This is a genomic window from Pseudomonas sp. CAU 1711 (assembly GCF_039888625.1).
GTDB lineage: Bacteria > Pseudomonadota > Gammaproteobacteria > Pseudomonadales > Pseudomonadaceae > Aquipseudomonas.
In genome coordinates this window covers 33276-50511 of record NZ_JBDQQT010000019.1, presented here as the reverse complement: position 1 = coordinate 50511, position 17236 = coordinate 33276, and the positions used below count along the sequence as shown (strand labels likewise).

General features: G+C 68.2%; 17 protein-coding genes. 6 read left to right on the top strand and 11 right to left on the bottom strand.

Going from position 1 to position 17236, the window contains the following annotated elements; translation table 11 throughout:
- The first annotated feature begins 105 nt into the window (after positions 1-105).
- The gene (locus AAFN46_RS18965) at positions 106-726 is read left to right on the top strand and encodes a TetR/AcrR family transcriptional regulator (RefSeq protein ID WP_347810252.1); all 621 of its coding nucleotides are present in this window, start codon (positions 106-108) and stop codon (positions 724-726) included.
- A gap of 22 nt (positions 727-748) precedes the next feature.
- Here the strand turns inward: AAFN46_RS18965 and AAFN46_RS18960 are convergent, their stop codons facing one another.
- Positions 749-2107: a DUF1329 domain-containing protein gene (locus AAFN46_RS18960; RefSeq protein WP_347810251.1), complete on the bottom strand. Its 1359-nt coding sequence runs from the start codon at positions 2105-2107 to the stop codon at positions 749-751.
- 11 nt (positions 2108-2118) lie between these two features.
- A complete protein-coding gene (locus AAFN46_RS18955; RefSeq protein ID WP_347810250.1) occupies positions 2119-3879 on the bottom strand; it encodes a DUF1302 domain-containing protein in 1761 nt (586 codons plus the stop codon).
- Positions 3880-4106: 227 nt separating this feature from the next.
- On the opposite strand from AAFN46_RS18955, the gene AAFN46_RS18950 reads away from it, so the two are divergent.
- The 3 genes from AAFN46_RS18950 to AAFN46_RS18940 all read left to right on the top strand — a co-directional run bounded on the left by AAFN46_RS18950 (position 4107) and on the right by AAFN46_RS18940 (position 6727).
- Positions 4107-4940: an alpha/beta hydrolase-fold protein gene (locus AAFN46_RS18950; RefSeq protein ID WP_347810249.1), complete on the top strand. Its 834-nt coding sequence runs from the start codon at positions 4107-4109 to the stop codon at positions 4938-4940.
- 165 nt (positions 4941-5105) lie between these two features.
- Positions 5106-5939 carry a plasmid partitioning protein gene (locus AAFN46_RS18945; RefSeq protein WP_347810248.1) on the top strand — a complete coding sequence of 278 codons (834 nt, stop codon included), beginning with the start codon at positions 5106-5108 and terminating at the stop codon, positions 5937-5939.
- Between the two features lie 50 nt (positions 5940-5989).
- On the top strand, positions 5990-6727 hold the full coding sequence (locus AAFN46_RS18940; RefSeq protein ID WP_347810247.1) for a hypothetical protein: 738 nt from the start codon (positions 5990-5992) through the stop codon (positions 6725-6727).
- Here the strand turns inward: AAFN46_RS18940 and AAFN46_RS18935 are convergent.
- Positions 6724-7689 carry a CobW family GTP-binding protein gene (locus AAFN46_RS18935; RefSeq protein WP_347810246.1) on the bottom strand — a complete coding sequence of 322 codons (966 nt, stop codon included), beginning with the start codon at positions 7687-7689 and terminating at the stop codon, positions 6724-6726. The genes AAFN46_RS18940 and AAFN46_RS18935 overlap by 4 nt on opposite strands.
- A gap of 70 nt (positions 7690-7759) precedes the next feature.
- Between AAFN46_RS18935 and AAFN46_RS18930 the strand changes: the two genes are divergently transcribed.
- Positions 7760-8113 carry an NADH:ubiquinone oxidoreductase gene (locus tag AAFN46_RS18930; RefSeq protein ID WP_347810245.1) on the top strand — a complete coding sequence of 118 codons (354 nt, stop codon included), beginning with the start codon at positions 7760-7762 and terminating at the stop codon, positions 8111-8113.
- Here the strand turns inward: AAFN46_RS18930 and AAFN46_RS18925 are convergent.
- The 3 genes from AAFN46_RS18925 to dksA are packed head-to-tail and all read right to left on the bottom strand — an operon-like array spanning position 8110 to position 10347.
- Positions 8110-8751, bottom strand: coding sequence for a DUF1826 domain-containing protein (locus tag AAFN46_RS18925; protein ID WP_347810244.1), 642 nt, complete (start codon positions 8749-8751; stop codon positions 8110-8112). The genes AAFN46_RS18930 and AAFN46_RS18925 overlap by 4 nt on opposite strands.
- Complete coding sequence (gene zigA, locus AAFN46_RS18920; RefSeq protein ID WP_347810243.1) at positions 8751-9956, bottom strand: zinc metallochaperone GTPase ZigA; 1206 nt, start codon at positions 9954-9956, stop codon at positions 8751-8753. Before zigA ends, AAFN46_RS18925 begins: the two co-directional genes overlap by 1 nt.
- On the bottom strand, positions 9949-10347 hold the full coding sequence (gene dksA, locus AAFN46_RS18915) for an RNA polymerase-binding protein DksA (protein ID WP_347810280.1): 399 nt from the start codon (positions 10345-10347) through the stop codon (positions 9949-9951). Before dksA ends, zigA begins: the two co-directional genes overlap by 8 nt.
- Before the next feature lie 104 nt (positions 10348-10451).
- Here dksA and folE2 point away from each other — a divergent pair, with 104 nt between their 5' ends.
- Positions 10452-11360 (top strand): GTP cyclohydrolase FolE2, encoded by a 909-nt coding sequence (gene folE2, locus AAFN46_RS18910; RefSeq protein WP_347810242.1) that lies wholly within the window; start codon positions 10452-10454, stop codon positions 11358-11360.
- A gap of 8 nt (positions 11361-11368) precedes the next feature.
- On the opposite strand, the gene AAFN46_RS18905 is transcribed toward folE2, so the two are convergent.
- From AAFN46_RS18905 to AAFN46_RS18885, 5 genes are all read right to left on the bottom strand, one after another.
- Positions 11369-11863: a DUF3617 domain-containing protein gene (locus AAFN46_RS18905; RefSeq protein WP_347810241.1), complete on the bottom strand. Its 495-nt coding sequence runs from the start codon at positions 11861-11863 to the stop codon at positions 11369-11371.
- Positions 11864-12032: 169 nt separating this feature from the next.
- Positions 12033-12428, bottom strand: a complete 396-nt coding sequence (locus tag AAFN46_RS18900; RefSeq protein ID WP_347810240.1) for a DUF1850 domain-containing protein — start codon at positions 12426-12428, stop codon at positions 12033-12035.
- Positions 12425-14452, bottom strand: coding sequence for a TRAP transporter permease (locus AAFN46_RS18895; protein WP_347810239.1), 2028 nt, complete (start codon positions 14450-14452; stop codon positions 12425-12427). The genes AAFN46_RS18900 and AAFN46_RS18895 overlap by 4 nt, the downstream gene beginning before the upstream one ends.
- A gap of 210 nt (positions 14453-14662) precedes the next feature.
- On the bottom strand, positions 14663-15616 hold the full coding sequence (locus AAFN46_RS18890) for a TAXI family TRAP transporter solute-binding subunit (protein ID WP_347810238.1): 954 nt from the start codon (positions 15614-15616) through the stop codon (positions 14663-14665).
- Between the two features lie 281 nt (positions 15617-15897).
- Positions 15898-17235: a sigma-54 dependent transcriptional regulator gene (locus AAFN46_RS18885; RefSeq protein WP_347810237.1), complete on the bottom strand. Its 1338-nt coding sequence runs from the start codon at positions 17233-17235 to the stop codon at positions 15898-15900.
- Position 17236 lies beyond the last annotated feature (1 nt).

The following is a 17236-nucleotide window of genomic DNA, read 5'->3' as shown; positions in this document are numbered from 1 at the left end:
TTCGAGCGGATAACTTGTAGAGCGACTTGTTATTGCCCCGACTGGTTATTTGCCATGCTCTGGCAAACCCCCTAGAATCGACCTGCGCCGTTTCGAGAATCGATCATGAACAGCATTGCCAGTCCCACCCAGGCACGCAGCAAGAAGGCACTGGAGCGCTTCCTCAACGTCGCCGCCGAGCTGCTCAGCGACAATCAGTTCGAAGAAACCGGCATCTCCCAGATCGCGCAACTGGCCGAGTCCTCGGTCGGCACCTTCTACCGTCTGCTCGGCGACAAGGACGTGCTGCTGTACGCCGTGCACGAGCGCTTCGTCGAACAGAGCCGCACCGCCGTGGACGCCCTGCTGGCCGATCTGGCGCGTCAGCCGCAGCCGCTGGAGGCCCAGGTGGAGGCCTTTATCCGCGGCGTGGTGCGCCTGTTCGAGGGCAGCGAGGGCCTGCTCCGCGCGCTGATCCGGCGCAGCTCGATGGACCCGCAGTTCCGCCAGCGCTTCCACCAGCTCAACGCCTACATCGGCCAGGCCTTCGCCCGCATCGCGCTGGCCCAGCGCGACAAGCTGCGACATCCCGCCCCCGAGCAGGCCGCCGACCTCGGTGCCCATATGCTGCTCTCCGGATTGAACTACTTCACCATGGTCGGCAGCCTCGGCACGACCCCCAGGGAAGATATCCCCGGGGAACTTTCGCGCATGGTCTGCAACTATCTGCAAGTTACCCAAAGTTAACTTCGCTCATATATCGGCATCCTTACCGGCGACTGTCGCGGCGTAATTGCGCCGGGGTGAAGTCGGTCGGCCGCAGGGCGATATCGAACTGCTCCGCCGGTTCCTCGTTGGACAATATGCCAATCACATAACGACCGCCGATCAGGTCATATACGGCGTCGCCCTTGGTCCATACCAGCGGCTGGTCGTACAGGTTGATGGTGTAGGACTCGCCGAGGCGCCACAGGTTGTCGCGGTTGTCGTAATGGTCCACCACCAGGATCTGGTAGCTGTCCTCGTCGAAGTACAGGTCGCGGCGCTTGTACTGGTGGCGCAGGCCGTTTTTCAGCGTGGCGCGCACGTGCCAGACGCGGTGCAGCTCGTAGCGCAGCAGCTCCGGGTTGACGTGGCCGGGCTGGACTATGTCGCTGTACTTGTTGCTCTTGGCCGCGAAGCGGTAGCTGTTGTAGGGCACGTACAGCTCCTGCTTGCCCACCAGCTGCCAGTCGTACTTGTCCGGCGCGCCGGAAAACATGTCGAAGTTGTCGGTGGTGCGCATGCCCTCCGAGGCGGTACCGGGCGAGTCGTAGGCCACGTTCGGGGTGCGCCGCACGCGGCGCTGGCCGGCGGCGTAGAGCCAGGCCAGGCGCGGCTCCTTGACCTGGTTGACGGTCTCGTGAACCAGCAGCTCGGTGCCGGCCAGTCGCGCCGGGGCGAGCACCGACTGGCGGAAGTAGAACAGCACGTTGCCGTTGTCCTTGCTGTAGTCGCCGGCGGCCTGGTTGAACAGGAACAGGTCCTGGATCTGGGTCATGAAGTAGTCGCCGCTGGCGTGCGGCACGGCCTGGGCGTAGTAGCGCTTGACGCTGTCGCCACGGTAGCGCACCAGATGGTTCCACAGCACCTCCAGGGCCGACTGCGGGATCGGGAAGGGCGTGGCCAGCTTGAAGTCGGCGATGCCGTTGCCGTTCTCGATCAGCCTGGCCGTGCCGGCGTTTTCCTTGACCGCCGCGTACACCTTGTCCGGATAGGAGGCGGAGCGGCGGGTCGGATAGACCTTGAGCTTCCAGCTGTCGCCATAGCGCTTGAGCATGGCCAGCTGGCCGGGGCTGAGGTGCTCGCGGTACTGCTCGGCATTGGCGGCGCTGATGGTGAACAGCGGCTGGTCGGCGGCGTAGGGGTCCTTGTAGCCGAGCTTGGCGTCGTAGGCGGCGCTGTCCTTGGCCAGGCCGCCGTCCCAGGCGGGAATGCTGCCGGCGGCGTTGCCGGCGCGCTCCGCGCCGAGCGGCGTGAGGTCCTGGCCGAGGCGCGCGGCCTGCTCGGCGCCGACCTGGGCCTGGGCCAGCGGTGCGGCGAACAGGGCGGCCAGCAGGGCGGCGCGCAGCTTTGCTGAATGATGCATGGCTATCCCTCTCAGAAGCTGTATTTGACGTTGAAGGTCAGGTAGTCGCGGTCGGTGCGCTTGTTGGACAGGCCGCCGCCGCTGTAGTCGACGTACTTGGCGCCGACCGTCAGCGATTCCTGGTAGATGGCGTCGAGGCCCACCGACCAGCTCTGCGCCTCCTCGTCCAGGCCGTTGGTGAGCTGTGGCGCCACCCCGTTGATGCTGTACTGGTAGCTGACGCTGGGCACCAGGTTCACCAGGTTGAACACGTTGGTGTAGGTCAGCTGCAGGCTGGCCTGGGCGCCGTAGGCGCTGTTGGTGGCCTCGTAGTAGTCGACGTCCGACTCCAGGCCCTGCACGCGGCTGGCCACCAGTTCGGAGAACAGGGTGGCCGAGTCCGAGCCGAGCAGGCCGTTGAAGTTGTAGATGGCCGCCAGCGAGGCCTGGTACATGTCCTTCTCGCGGTAGCCGTCGAGGCGGGTGCCGACCGGCAGGCCGTCCGGGTTGAGCAGCGCGGTCGGCAGGTACTCGTTGAGGCCGAGGGCGATCGGCGTGTCCGGCCGGTAGCTCAGCTCGCCGGCCAGGGACAGGCCGTTGAAGATGCTGTCGCCGCCGATCGAGGTGTTGAAGCTGATGCCGAACAGCTCGCGCTTCTCCAGGTACTCGGCGTAGTAGCGCGAGCTGCTGGCGTCGGGCAGCGCGCCGATCACCGGCAGCACCAGGGGCTGGCCTACGGTGAGGCCGATCATCGGCACCTGCATGTTGTAGCGCAGGTAGTAGAAGCCCAGTTCGGTGTCGTTCAGCTCCGGCACGTACCAGCGCAGGGCCAGGCCGTACTGGGGCGAATCGTCGCCGTCGATATCCTGGGCACGCGGAATGAAGGTGGTGGGGATATAGGCGCGCAGCAGGTCGTTGACCAGGCCGGGCGGCAGGCCATTGGCCCATGCCTGGGCGGCGGCCGGGCTGTCGAAGGCCATGGCGGTTCCGGCCATGCCGGTGACCTGCTCCTGCAGAGGCGCGGCGGACAGGTACTCGCAGTCCTCGCCGAGCGGGTCGAGGGTGGAGAAGTAGCTGCCGCAGGGGTCGATCTTCGACGCCTCCCAGGCCTTGCCCGGCTGCCAGTAGCCCTCGACCGTGAGGTTGTCGTGCAGCTGGTAGGAGCCGGAGATCATGAAGGTCGGCAGGTAGGCCTCCTTGATCTCCGAGCCGGGCGCGCGCAGGGCGTTGATGTCCACCGGGTTGGTCGCGCCTATGCCGTTCTGATAGAACAGCCCCTCGCCCCAGTTGATCACCTGGCGGCCCAGGCGGGCGTTGAGGTCGCGCTCGCCCAGCGTCCAGCTGCCATAGACGAAGGCGTCCAGCAGGTCGATGTTGGCACCGGCCTGGTCCAGGCCGCCGTCGCTGATCTCGCGATGGCGGCGCGAATCGTCCTTCAGTTCGAAGTCGTAGAAGGCGCGGCCGCGAATGAACAGGCCATGGCGCTCCTGGTAGCGCAGGTCCATCTCCGAGACCACCTTGACCATCTCGGAGAACAGCTCGCCCTTCTTGAAGTTGAGGTTGCCGTCGTCGGAGTTGATCAGCCCCGAGTTGCTGCCGCGACCGCCGTTGGCGCGGGCGATCAGCTTGTCGTCCTGCCCCTCCATGCGGTAACTGACGCCGTAGGAGACGGTGGTGTCGAGCGAGGTGGTCCAGTCCCCCGAGCGCACCTGAAACGCCTGCGCCACCCCCAGGGGCAGCGTGCCGAGCAGTGCCAGGCCGGCGACCGCCAGCCCCCTTCCTTGATGTGCCACGATGACCTCCAGCTGTTGTTTTTATCGGAATCGGAACATCGGTTCCGATGCAATTTAGACCCCGATCCCGATTCTGGCAAGTAGGGTGGCGATATTTTCTCGCCGCCTCCCGTTTCGCTTAGCGGCGCCATCCATCGAATGCCGGAAAAATGGCGCCAAAATTCAGTGACCCCTGCCCCGCACGCGAGTCTACTGCCCTGCGTTCCATCGTTTTGCAGGAGCAGTCCATGTCCAGTCTCCGTTCCATCCTGATCCTCGGCGCCGCTCTGCTGGCGGCCGCCAGCCTCTCCTCCCATACCCAGGCCGCCTCGCGCTGCGTCACGGGCGCCGCCGGCATCAGCTGCAGCGCGCAGACCGCCTGGATAGACTCCGGCAGCGCCGGCCAGCGCAAGGTGGTGTTCCAGCTGCCGCTGGGCAACGCACCGGCCGGTGGCTGGCCGGTGGCCCTGCTGTTCCATGGCTCGCTGGCGCGGGTCAACGGCTTCGCCTACGGCGTCGATGCGCCCTTTGGCGGCTATCACCAGGGCGAACTGATACGCGACCTGCTGGACAGCGGCTTCGCCGTGCTGGCCCCCAATGCCCTGACCGCCGCCGAGGCCTGGCAGACCAACGACCCGCAGTACGCCGAGAACTACGCGCCGAGCAACGACCGGCTGTTCTTCGACAAATTGTTCGCCGCGATCGAGGCCGGCCGCTTTGGCACCCTGAGCGGCGAGCGCTGGTATGCCGTCGGCATCTCCAGCGGCGGCTACAACAGCAGCCGCATGGCCCTGTCCTTCCCCGGCCGGTTCAAGGCCCTGGCCATCCAGTCGGCGTCCTGGGCCACCTGCGTCGGTGCCCGCTGCCAGCTGCCGCAGAGCCTGCCGGCCGAGCATCCACCGACCCTGTTCGTGCACGGCCTGGCCGACCGCGTGGTGCCCTGGAGCAGCATGCAGCCCTATCACGACCGCCTGCTCTACCAGGGCGTGGAAACGGCCCTGCACAGCGAGGCCGACGGCGGCCACCAGTGGTTCGCCGCCTCGCCCGGCAAGGTGCTCGACTGGTTCCAGCGCCACCCCTGAGCCGACACGCCCCGGCCACCGGGCCGGGGCCGCTCTGGCCCGCGACTTTCTGCAGAAGCTCAGGCAAAGCCACGGCAGGCGCGGCCTCGAGCCACTTGACGGAATCGGAATTCCTGTTTCTATTTAGAGCGCGTCATCCCAACAATAACGACGGAGATCACTCCCATGATTGCTTTCCGCGCTCTGCTCTGCTGCCTGCTTCTGCTTTGCTCCCTGCCCTCCCTGGCCGACTCCCGTTGCAGCGAAAGAGCCAAGTCGCTGCTGCTGCCGGCCAAGGTCAGCTGTAGCTACCGAACCACCTGGATAGACTCCGGCCTGATCGGCGCCCGCCAGGTGATCTACCAGACCCCGCTGGGCACGCCGCCGGCCGGCGGCTGGCCGGTGGTGCTGATCTACCAGGGCTCGTTCTTCCCACTGGACAACTTCACCTACTACAGCAACCAGCCGTTCGGCGGTTACTACGAGGGCAAGCTGGTGCGCACCCTGCTGGACAACGGCTATGCGGTGATCGCCCCCAGCGCACCGGCCGACCTGTTCTGGCAGACCAATATCCCCGGCCTGGCCCAGGCCTACGAGCTGAGTACCGACTACGACTTCCTCGGCAATGTTTTCAACGCCATCGCCAACGGCCACTTCGGCCCTTTGAACAGCCAGCGTCAGTACGCCACCGGCATCAGCAGCGGCGGCTACAACACCAGCCGCATGGCCGTGTCCTTCCCCGGCCGGTTCAAGGCCCTGGCCATCCAGTCCGGCTCCTACGCCACCTGCAGCGGGCCGCTGTGCGTGGTGCCCGACCGGCTGCCGGCCGACCACCCGCCGACCTACTTCCTGCACGGTTTCGTCGACCTCACCGTGCCCTGGTGGAGCATGGACCTGTACTACGACCGCCTGCTGCACCAGGGCATAGAAACGGCGCGCTACACCGAGCCGCTGGGCGGCCACGAGTGGTTCGCCGCCTCGCCGGGCAAGATCCTTGCCTGGTTCAACGCCCACCCCTGAGAACGCCAGCGGGCGGCCCCGGCCGCCCGGACCACGCACGGAGAGTGCCCATGAACGCCCGCCTCTTCGGTCTGCTGAGCCTAGTCGCGCTTCTGTTCGGCGCCCCGCTCGCCCATGCGACCCCGCCTTACCCCGACCCGTGGCAAGGGCTGCGCCTGGAGCTGAGCGGCTCGCTCGGCGATTTCTATCTGCTCTACGGGGTCGATGCGGACCCCAGCTTCGGCCAACTGCTCGACCTGCGCCTGCAACGCGGCGACCAGCTGCTGAACCAGTTGGCGCCAGGCGACGCACCGCGCCTGGCGCCCCTGGTCGCGACCTGGCAACGCTACCGCGACCAGTTGCGGAGCATTGCCCAGAATCTGCAGCGGGGCCGCCTTCCCGATGGCAACGCCGTGTCCATGCTGCTCGAGCTCAATCGCCAGCTGCTGCGCCACTGCGACAGCCTCGGCCCGGCAACGGAGCGGCCGACCGCCGCCGCACGCCTGGCACTGCGCCTGCAGCAGCTGACGACCGACTACATCGCCTACAGCATCGGCGCCAACGCCCTGGGTGGCGACAACCAGGCCATCGACGAACAGGCCAGACAATTCGCCAGCGAGCTGCAGCTGCTACTGCGCCAGGCCGAACCCGGTGGCGAGCGCCAGCGCCGGCTCCAGGCCATCGCCCGCAAGTGGCGCTACATGGAACCCTCGCTGCTCGGCTACGGGCAGCGCGCGGTGCCCAGCCTCATGCACCGCTATAGCGGCAGTATTATCGCCGAGCTGATGCAGCTAGGCGCCGCCGGCTAGCCCAGCCGGCAGTCCAGCAACCCGCTCTGCAACGCCTCGGGGCATTGCGCCGTGGCGAAGATCAGCTCCAGCCGCGAGTCGCGCCGCCACTCGCTGGCCCGCCAGGCCAGCGGCCCGCCCTCCAGGGCATTGGCCGACTGCCAGCCGGCCTCGCCCTGCAGCACCAGCTTGGCCCGGCGCCAGGGCAGTGCGGCGAGCCAGTGCTCTACCCGCTGCAGATCGAAGCGCTGACTGGGATGAAAGCGCCAGCCGATGCTCCAGCCCTCGGCCTGGGCCTGCACCTGGCGGATCGGCTGACGCGGGTCGCGCCAGATCGGCGCCAGCGGCGCACCGCCCTCGGGCAGTGCGGGGCGGCCTGCCTCGGCTCCGGCGCGCACGGCACCGCCCGGCAGCTCGGCGAAGTCCAGCGCGCCCTGGCTGGTCCAGCGCAGCGGTCGCGCCGGCAACTGCGCCAGCACCCGCGCACGCGCCGCCTGGTCCAGCCCTTCGGCCTTGTTCAGCAGCAGCAGGCCGGCCGCCTCCAGCGCCGCTCGCTGGCTGTCCGGCAGGGCCTGGCCGGCCGCCAGCGCCGAGGCGTCCAGCACCAGCAGCAGCGGCTGCAGGGCCAGTACCCCGGTCCACGGCGCCTCGCCCAACTGGCGCAGCAACTCGGCCGGGTGGCCCAGGCCGGAAGGTTCTATCAGCAGGCGATCCGGCCGTTCCTTGCGCAGCAGACGCGCCAGGCCGATCTGGAACGGCGCGCCGGCCACGCAGCACAGGCAGCCGCCGGGGATCTCGGCGATGCCGACGGCGTCCGCGTCCGTGGCCAGCAGGGCGGCATCCAGTCCAATCAGGCCGAACTCGTTGACCAGCACCGCCCAGCGCTCGTGCGCCGGCTTGTGCGCCAGCAGGTGGCGGATCAGGCTGGTCTTGCCGGCGCCCAGCGGGCCGCCGATCAGATGGGTGGGGATATGGCTAAGCATGGGTCTATGGTGCGGTTTCACGCGGCAACGGGAAAGGCTAAAGTCGCCGCTTTGCCCGAGGAGAGAGACGATGCGTGCGATGCTTGCCCTATTGCTGCTGGGCCTGGCCGGCCAGGCCTGGGCCGAGGCCTGTGTGGTGCACAGCGAGGGCAAGCAGGTGGAGGTGAAGCTCTGCCAGGAGAACCGCAGCATCCCCGCCAACCTGTTCCGCGAGGGCTTCTGCGCACCGCAGTTGCAGGGCCAGAAGGTCGAGGTCAGCTTCGCCCAGCAGTGCCCGGCCGGCAGCTTCGGCGTGTGCCGCGGCGCCAAGGTGCAGGGCACGCCCTACCAGCAGGACATCCACTACTACGGCGTGGCCAGCGACGCGCGCTACCTCAAGCCGGCCTGCGAACGGCAGAGCAAGGGCGTATGGATGGCGCGCTAGGCCAGCCAGTCCAGGGTCAGCAGCAGACGCCGCTCGCCGGGTGGCGGCGTCGGCGAGCGGTGGATCAGCCCGGCGCCTTCGTTGCCCTGCCATTTCTCGCCCTTGGCCAGCGCTACCCAGCCCGCCTGCAGTTGCCGAATCCTCCCTGCCTCCTGCGGCTCGGCGGCCGGCTCGCCCAGGCGCCGGCGATCCATGCCGCCCTCCTCCAGCCAGTCGCTGGCCACCCCGGCGTAGGTGCTGATCAGCCTTAGCGGCACGTGGTCGACGTGAAAGCGCGGGCACATCGGCTGGCTCAGGCTGCGCAGGCGCAGGCCGACCCGACACGCACCCAGCAGGCAGGCGAAGGCCTGCACCAGCCAGGTGACATCGGCAACGAAGGCCGCATGCCCCTGCAGGTCGACCAGGCCGGGCAGCAGCGCCGGCAGGCGCAACGACTCGTCGTCGCCGACCTCGATCTGCAGGGCCTCGCTGACCTCCTGCGGCTGCGCCAGCAGCAGACGGGTGAAGTCCTCCACCTGCGGCGCCAGGCGGCGCTGCCACACCGCCAGATTGATCCCGTCGCGCAGCGCCTCGGCCAGCACCTCGTGGTGTTCACCGAGCACCTGACGCGGCGGCGGACGCAGCTGCAGGGCGTGCATCAGGCGGCCTCCTCGGTCCAGCCGCCGAACGGATCGGGCAGCTGCGCCCAGGCCTCGGGGCCGGCGGCCATCTCGGCGTCGCTCAGCAGGCAGGCGTCCAGCTCGCCGCGCAGGCGGGCGAAGTCGATGTTCTGGCCGATAAACACCAGCTCCTGACGACAGTCGCCCACCTCCACGCTCCATTTGCGCATGATCGTGGCCAGCCCGTCTTCATCCTGCGGCCACTGGCTCTTGGGCACGAAGCGCCACCAGCGCCCGGCGTAGCCATGCCGCATCAGGCCGCCGGCCTGCGACCAGCTGCCGGCCTCCCGGTACTTGCTGGCCAGCCAGAAGTAGCCCTTGGAGCGCAGCAGGCGACCATTGACCCACTCGCGGTCGAGGAAGGCGAAGAAACGCTCGGGATGGAAGGGCCGCCGCGCCAGATAGGCGGTGGAGGAGATGCCGTACTCCTCGGTCTCCGGCACATGCTCGCCACGCATCTCCTTGAGCCAGCCGGGCGCCTGGGCGGCACGGTCGAAGTCGAAGCGGCCGGTATTGATGATCTGCTTCAGCGGTACCTGACCCATGACCATGGGGACGATCTCGGCTTCGGTGTTCAGGCCACGCAGGATGGCGGTCAGCTCCTCGCGTTCGGCGCTGGAGATCAGGTCGGTCTTGCTGATCAGGATCACGTCGGCGAACTCCACCTGCTCGATCAGCAGGTCGGTGATCGAGCGCTCGTCCTCCTCACCCAGGGTCTCGCCGCGGCTGGCCAGGCTGTCGGCGGCGTGGAAGTCGCGCAGGAAGTTGACCCCGTCGACCACGGTGACCAGGGTGTCCAGGCGCGCCAGGTCGGCCAGGCTCTGGCCCTGCTCGTCGCGGAAGGTGAAGGTCTCGGCCACCGGCAGCGGCTCGCTGATGCCGGTGGACTCGATCAGCAGGTAGTCGAAGCGGCCGTCGCGAGCCAGGCGTGCCACTTCTTCCAGCAGGTCCTCGCGCAGGGTGCAGCAGATGCAGCCGTTGCTCATCTCCACCAGCTTCTCTTCGGCGCGGTTGAGGCTGACGTCACGTTGTACCTCCGAGCCATCGATATTGATCTCGCTCATGTCGTTGACGATCAGCGCCACGCGCAGGCCTTCGCGGTTCTTCAGCACATGGTTGAGCAGGGTGCTCTTGCCGGCGCCCAGGAAGCCGGACAGCACGGTGACGGGTAGACGGTTATCCATTGGGGGTTCCTCGCATATCACGGATATGGCGTTCGCGTTGTTCCTGACGCTCCTTGGCCTCGATGCACAGGCTGGCGGTGGGCCGCAGCAGCAAGCGGCGCAGGCCGATCGGCTCGCCGGTCTCGCTGCACCAGCCGTACTCGCCACGCGCCAGGCGCTCCAGGGCCTCGTCGATCTTGTCCAGCAGCTTCTTCTCGCGCTCCAGCAGGCGCAGCTGCCACTGGCGCTGCTCCTCGGCGCTGCCGAGGTCGGCGGGATCGCTGGCCGGCTCCTGCTCGCGCAGCACGCCGAACTCATCGTCGATGCGCCGCTGCAGCTCGCTGCGCTGGTCGAGCAGAAGCCGACGGAAGAACGCCTGCTGCGCCTCGTTCATGTAGGCGCCTGCGGGCATGGCGAGCAGTTCGGATTCGCTGAGCACGGTCGGTCTCGTCAGGGTTGTTTGTGTTTTTTGTTATAACATAACATTATCGGCTCGCAACCGGCCCGAGAAATCCAATGACCGCCCTGATGCTCCCCGATATCGCCGCTCAGCCCCATGGGCAGGACCAGCCCAGGCTGGACTTCGTCGGCATGCGGCAGATCGCCCTGCCCGTGCTGCTCGACGGCAAGCCGCTGGACTGTCGGGTGGATGCCGGCGTCAGCCTGGACGACCCCGGCGCACGGGGCATCCATATGTCGCGCCTGTACCTGGCGCTGGAGGCCCTGGAGCAGCAGGAGCTGAGCCTGCCCGCCGTGCAGGCGGTGCTAGCCCGGTTTCTCGACAGCCACGAGGGGCTGTCGCGCCAGGCCCACCTCAACCTGCGCGGCGAGCTGCTGCTCAAACGCCCGGCGCTGGTCAGCCCGCTGGCCGGCTGGAAGGCTTACCCGCTGGCCCTGAACACCCGCCTGGATGGCCATGGGTTTCACGTGGAACTGCAGCTGACCCTCGGCTACTCCTCCACCTGCCCCTGCTCGGCGGCGCTGGCGCGGCAGCTGATCCAGCAGCAATTCGTGGCGGACTTTGCGGATAAAAAGCTCGATCATGCCGACATCCTCGCGTGGATAGGCAGCTCCAGCGGCATTCTCGCCACCCCGCACAGCCAGCGCAGCGAAGCCCGCCTGCAGCTACGCCTGGACCCCGACCTGCAGCGCCTGCCAGTGCGCCAGTTGCTGGACGGCGCCGAAGCCGCCCTGGGCACGGCGCTGCAGACCGCGGTCAAGCGCGCCGACGAGCAGGCCTTCGCCCTGGCCAACGGGCAGAACCTGATGTTCTGCGAAGACGCCGCGCGGCGCCTGCACCAGTGCCTGCGCGAACAGGACGGCCTGCTCGGCTTCCGCCTGGAAGTGGTGCATGCCGAGAGCCTGCACGCCCATGACGCCGTGGCCCGTAGCGACTGGAACTGGCACCGAGGCCGCAGCCGATAGGCGCGCGGTCACTGGCTAGGCAGCCCGCCACAGTCGGCGCCGAGCCACTTCGCCTGGCTGTGCATGCTGCTCGGCTTGCCGTCGTAGACGCCGTTGATGGTGGTGGTGAAGGCCGTATCGCCCTGGAAGCGGGTCTCGCCTTCGCCCTCGCCGTTGGGGCACTTGAAGCGGAACTTCCACAGCTCCGCGCCGCGCTCGGTGACCTCCTGGGTGCAGCCGGACTCGGCGTCCTGCATCGGGATGTCGCCGGCCCTGAGGCGCTCCTCGCTGAGGCACAGCTGCACCCCGGCGCCGCCCAGCTTCACCCCCTGCTGGGCGAGCATCTGCTCCATCATCTGGCGCTGCTCGGGCGGCAGGTTCTGCAACTGGCCGAGCATCTGCTGCATGTCCGGCATGGCCTGGCCGCCGCTTTCCATCTGGCTGGTGAACTCCCACAGGCCGGCGCGCGGCTCGGCGCTGGCGACAAGGGGCAGGGCGAACAGCAGGGCGACGAGGGCGCGCATGGTGGTTTTCCTCCGGGCAGGGTTCTAGCAGCTTAGCCGCTGATTCCCTCTCCCCTCTCCCCCGGCCCCTCTCCCGCAGGCGGCAGAGGGGCGCCATCCGCAGACGAACAAAACCCCCGGAGGCGAACCTGCGGGGGTCGGGTCCATCCTGGCGCTTGTGGCGCCGGGATCAGCGTTGGAGCGCGCAGCTCCAGAGTTCCAGCGCCGGCCGGTCCGCTCGTGGCGGGCCCAGCCACTCGCCAAGGGCATGGCAGCGCTGGTCGAAACAAAGTTGGTAATCGCCGGCCTCGGGCGTACGCCCGAGGCGCAGCGGTTGCAGCGGCGGCACCCGCCGGCGGTAGTGCCAGCTGCCGTCGCGCAGTTCGGCGCCGTCCGGGATCTCCATGCCGGCGCCGTTGCCACGCACCCGCGCCTCGCCGAGCAAAAGCCCCTCGGCGCTGACGCGGTAGTCCTCTTCCCAGCGGATCTTCTCGATCGTGTGGGTCCAGGCCAGGGTGAAGCCTGAATCTGGCACCGCCACCTGGGCCCAGACCGCACCGGCCAGGCCCATGCACAAGCCGATCACGCCGCCACTGCCCGGCTATGCCGATGGCGCCACAGGTGCTGGCCGAGCAGCACGGCGGCGAGGGCGAAGCCCAGCTCGTCGGTGATCGGCAGCGCCAGGATCAGCGCCGCACCGGCGGCGAAGGCCAGCACTCGCTCCCACAGCGCCAGGCGACCCTGGAGGAAACCTATCGAGGCGATGCCCCACAGGCCGATGGCCACGGCCGCCTTGAACAGCATGTAGGCGGTCATCCACAGGCTGTCGCCCTGCAGCATCAGCGACGGGTTGTACACCGCCATATAGGGCACGATGAACCCGGCCACGGCGATGCGGATGGCCCACAGGCTGATCTTCAGCCCGGTCTCCTTGGCGATCGGCGCCGCGGCGAAGCAGGCCAGCGCCACCGGCGGGGTGAGGTCGGCGAGGATGCCGAAGTAGAACACGAACATGTGCGAGACGATCAGCGGCACCCCCAGCTCCAGCAGGGCCGGCGCGGCGATCGAGCTGGTGATGATGTAGTTGGGGATGCTCGGGATGCCCATGCCCAGCACCAGGCAGGTGAACATGGTCAGCACCAGCGAGAGGAACAGGTTGTCCTTGCCGATGGCCAGGATATAGCCGGCGAAGGTGGTGGCCACCCCGGTCAGCGAGACGATGCCGATGATCACCCCGACCAGCACGCAGGCGATGCCCACCGGCACCGCGTGGCGCGCGCCCTCGACCAGCGCGTGCAGGCATACGGTCAGGGTCTCGCGGCCGCCCTTGATGAACCAGCAGGCCGCCACCAGCAGGCCGATGACGCCGAACACCACGCCGATGCCGAGCTGGAAGAAGCCGGCGCAGAGCACGCCCAGGGCAATCCAGAAGGCCACGCGCAGGCCGAAGCTGGAGACCCGCAGGATGATCGCCGAGCCGAGGATGACGATGGCGGTCAGCGCCAGGCCGACGGTGCCGGAGAACAGCGGGGTGCGTCCGGAGAACAGCAGCCAGATCAGCACGCCCAGCGGAATCAGCAGGAACCAGCGCTGCTTGACCGCCGTCCAGGGGTTCGGACACTGCTCCTTGGGCAGGCCCTTGAGGCCGGCACGCTTGGCTTCCAGATGGACCATCCAGAACACCGAGCCGAAGTACAGCAGCGCCGGCAGCAACGCCGCCTTGGCCACCTCGACGAAAGGCACGTTGATGGTCTCGGCCATGATGAAGGCCACCGCGCCCATCACCGGCGGCATGATCTGGCTGCCCATGCTGGAGGTGGCCTCGACCCCACCGGCGAAGGCCGGCTGGTAGCCGAAGCGCTTCATCAGCGGGATGGTGAACTGTCCGGTGGTGACCACGTTGGCCACGCCGGAACCGGTGATGGTGCCCATCAGCGCCGAGGACACCACCGAGACCTTGGCCGGGCCGCCGAGCTTGTGGCCGAAGAAGCCCAGGGCGAAGTCGGTGAACAGCCTGATCATGCCGGCCTGTTCGAGGAAGGCGCCGAACAGGATGAACAGGAAGATGTAGGTGGCCGACACGTAGGTCGGCGTGCCGTACAGGCCCTCGGTGCCGAACGACAGCTGGTTGACGATCTGGTCCAGGCCATAGCCGCGATGGGCCAGGTCGCCCGGCAGGTACTCGCCGAGCAGGCCATAGGCGAGGAACAGGCCGCAGATGATCGGCAGGGCGATGCCCATCACCCGGCGCGCCGCCTCGAACACCAACACGATCAGCGTGAGGCCGATCAGCATGTCGGCCTGGGTCAGGTCGCCCGAGCGCTGGATCAGGTCGGCCTCGAACAGCCACTGGTAGGCCGCCGTGGCCATGCCGGCCAGGCCCAGCAGCCAGGCCAGCGGCTGCCACGGCCGGCCCTGGCCAACGCCGGGGTAGCAGAGGAACACGATCAACAGCAGGAAGCCGGCGTGCACCGCGCGCAGCACCTGGGTGGAAACCGGGTGGAAGGCGGCGGTGACGATCTGGAAGACGGTGAACAGCAGGGCGACGCAGAACAGCGCCTTGGGCCAGTCGCGCGGGTTGGCCGCCAGCCCGTCGTGGTGCTCGCTCATGAACCTAGTACCTCGATAACCGTGGGAGCAGAGCTGCCAGCAAAGGGCAAACGCGGGTTCAACCTTTGCCGGTGTCTCTAAATGGAATGGATGATTCGCCGGGTTACGCCGCCGGGCGGCTGACCCAGCCTACAGTGACCCCACTTGTAGGCTGGGTAGAGCGCAGCGAAACCCGGCGAGAAGCCTGTCGGGCTGCACTGCGCCCACGACCTAGAGCGCGCCGGCTTCCTTGTAGAAACGCTCGGCACCCGGGTGCAGCGGGATCGGCAGGCCCTTGGCCGCGCCTTCCAGGGCGATGTCCTTGGCCGCGGAGTGGGCGGTGGCCAGCTTGTCGAGGTTGCCGAACATCAGCTTGGTCATCTGGTAGGCCACCTCGTCGGAGACGCCCTCATGGCTGACCAGGATATTGGTGATGGCCACGGTCGGCACCTCGGCGTCCTGGCCGTCGTAGGTCTTGGCCGGAATGGTCGCCGGCTGGTAGGCGGCGTTGCCGATCTTGCCCACCACCTCGGCGGGGATGGCGACGAAGCTGACCTTCATGGTCGAGGCCAGGTCACGGATGGCGGCCATGCCCAGGCCGGAGGACTGCAGGGTGGCGTCCAGCTGGCGGTTCTTGATCAGCTCGACCGACTCGGCATAGGGCAGGAACTGCACCTCGCCCATGTCCTCGTAGCTCAGGCCGGCGGCGGCGAAGATGGCGCGGGCGTTGAGCTCGGTGCCGGACTTCGGCGCGCCGACGGAGATGCGCTTGCCCTTGAGGTCGGCCAGGGTATGGATGCCGGCGTCGGCGTTGGCGACTATCTGGATGTAGTTCGGGTAGGTGCCGGCGATGGCGCGCAGCTTCTTCAGCGGCGCCTTGAAGCCGGCGTCCTCCACGCCGTTCCAGGCATCGGCCACAGAGTCGCCGAGGGCGAAGGCCAGCTCGCCACGACCGGCCTGCAGCAGGTTGAGGTTCTCCACCGAGGCCTTGGTGGCCTGCACCGAAGTCTTGGAGCCCTCGATGCCGTTGCCGTACAGCTGCGACAGGCCGACGCCGATCGGGTAGTACACGCCGCTGGTGCCGCCGGTGAGGATGTTGATGAAGGTCGGTGCGGCGACGGCCGCGGTGCTGGCGGTGAAGGCCACGGCGGCGGCGAACAGGCTGAGACGCTTGGTCAGGGTCATGCGGGTTTCTCCATTGTTGTTGTCGGTGGGTCGCTGGCGACCCGGCAACAAGAACGGCGAGCGCCGCCCGGCGGGCCGGGCTGGCTCAGGGGTCCGCGGACTCCCGGCAGGCAGTGCAGTCTCGATCGTTCTTGTTGTCGCCCTTCGCGGGCATGCGGGAAACCATAGCAGCCGGCGTGCCAGCGGCCGAAAGGCCCGATCTAGAAGGGTCTTCCCCGAAATCAGGGGCGGCGATAAGCGGAAATCCGCCGATCAAGGAGGCGCCATCGGCAAGAATCCGCCTATTCCTCGCCCTCGCCGAGGAACTGCGCACGGCTCAGCCCGTGGCGCTGCATCTTCTCGTTCAGCGTGCGCCGCGGCAGCTGCAGCTGGGCCATGACCTCGGCGATATTGCCCTGGCAGCGCTGCAGGGCCTGACGCAGGCACTGCGCCTCGAAGGCCTCCATCTGCTCGGCCAGCGACTGCCCGGCGGGCGCCGCGGCCGAGGCCGACGACAGGCCCAGGGCATGCCGCTCGGCGGCATTGATCAGCTCGCGCACGTTGCCCGGCCAGTCGTGCGCCTGCAGCCGCGCCAGCTCGGCGGGGCTCGCCGGCGGCGCCTCGCGGCCGTGACGCAGGGCGGCCTCGGCGGCGAAATGCTCGAACAGCAGGGGAATGTCCTCGCGCCGCTCGCGCAGTGGTGGGATATGCAGCTCGGCGACGTTGAGGCGATACAGCAGGTCCTCGCGGAAGCGCCCGCCGCGCACCTCGTCCCGCAGGTCGGGCTTGGCGGCGCTGATCACCCGCAGGTCGACGGCGATGCTGCGGTTCGAGCCGAGCCGCTCCAGGCTGCGTTCCTGGATCACCCGCAGCAGCTTGACCTGCTGCGCCAGCGGCATGCTCTCGATCTCGTCGAGGAACAGCGAGCCTCCGTCGGCATGCTCGATACGGCCGATGCGCTTGCCCTGGGCACCGGTGAAGGCGCCGCTCTCGTGGCCGAACAGCTCGCTCTCGAAGATGCTCTCGGGAATCGCCGCGCAGTTCAGCGCAACGAAGGGCTTGGCCGCGCGCGGACCGAACTGGTGCAGGCAGCGCGCCACGCGCTCCTTGCCGCTGCCGGTGTCGCCGCGGATCAGCACATTGACCGAGGTCTGCGCCAGCTCCAACACCTGGCGGCGCAGGCGCTCCATGACCGGCGACACGCCGAGCAGCTGGTTCTCGATGCGCTCGGCGCCGCTCACCCGGGCCCGCAGGCGGCGGTTCTCCAGCACCAGGCGACGCTTGTCCAGGGCGCGGCGCAGGCTGTCCAGCAGGCGCTCCGGGGTGAAGGGCTTCTCGATGAAGTCGTAGGCGCCCTGGCGCAGCGCCTGCACCGCCATCGGCACGTCGCCGTGGCCGGTGACCATGATCACCGGCAGGTCGCGGTCGCGCTGCAGCAGCGCCTCGAGCAGCTGCAGGCCGTCCATGCCGGGCATGCGCACGTCGCTGACCAGCACGCCGGGGAAGTCGGCGTCGACCAGCGCCAGCGCCGCCTCGGCCGAGGCGCAGGTGCGCACGGCCAGGCCGGACAGCTCCAGCCACTGCTGCACCGCCTCGCGGATCGCCGCCTCGTCGTCGACAAAGATCACCTGCAGGTCCATG

Coding starts and splice junctions, on each gene's coding strand:
- AAFN46_RS18965 (WP_347810252.1), top strand. CDS start 106: ATGAACAGCATTGCCAGTCCCACCCAGGCACGCAGCAAGAAGGCACTG.
- AAFN46_RS18960 (WP_347810251.1), bottom strand. CDS start 2,107: ATGCATCATTCAGCAAAGCTGCGCGCCGCCCTGCTGGCCGCCCTGTTC.
- AAFN46_RS18950 (WP_347810249.1), top strand. CDS start 4,107: ATGTCCAGTCTCCGTTCCATCCTGATCCTCGGCGCCGCTCTGCTGGCG.
- AAFN46_RS18945 (WP_347810248.1), top strand. CDS start 5,106: ATGATTGCTTTCCGCGCTCTGCTCTGCTGCCTGCTTCTGCTTTGCTCC.
- AAFN46_RS18940 (WP_347810247.1), top strand. CDS start 5,990: ATGAACGCCCGCCTCTTCGGTCTGCTGAGCCTAGTCGCGCTTCTGTTC.
- AAFN46_RS18935 (WP_347810246.1), bottom strand. CDS start 7,689: ATGCTTAGCCATATCCCCACCCATCTGATCGGCGGCCCGCTGGGCGCC.
- AAFN46_RS18930 (WP_347810245.1), top strand. CDS start 7,760: ATGCGTGCGATGCTTGCCCTATTGCTGCTGGGCCTGGCCGGCCAGGCC.
- AAFN46_RS18925 (WP_347810244.1), bottom strand. CDS start 8,751: ATGCACGCCCTGCAGCTGCGTCCGCCGCCGCGTCAGGTGCTCGGTGAA.
- zigA (WP_347810243.1), bottom strand. CDS start 9,956: ATGGATAACCGTCTACCCGTCACCGTGCTGTCCGGCTTCCTGGGCGCC.
- dksA (WP_347810280.1), bottom strand. CDS start 10,347: ATGCCCGCAGGCGCCTACATGAACGAGGCGCAGCAGGCGTTCTTCCGT.
- folE2 (WP_347810242.1), top strand. CDS start 10,452: ATGACCGCCCTGATGCTCCCCGATATCGCCGCTCAGCCCCATGGGCAG.
- AAFN46_RS18905 (WP_347810241.1), bottom strand. CDS start 11,863: ATGCGCGCCCTCGTCGCCCTGCTGTTCGCCCTGCCCCTTGTCGCCAGC.
- AAFN46_RS18895 (WP_347810239.1), bottom strand. CDS start 14,452: ATGAGCGAGCACCACGACGGGCTGGCGGCCAACCCGCGCGACTGGCCC.
- AAFN46_RS18890 (WP_347810238.1), bottom strand. CDS start 15,616: ATGACCCTGACCAAGCGTCTCAGCCTGTTCGCCGCCGCCGTGGCCTTC.
- AAFN46_RS18885 (WP_347810237.1), bottom strand. CDS start 17,235: ATGGACCTGCAGGTGATCTTTGTCGACGACGAGGCGGCGATCCGCGAG.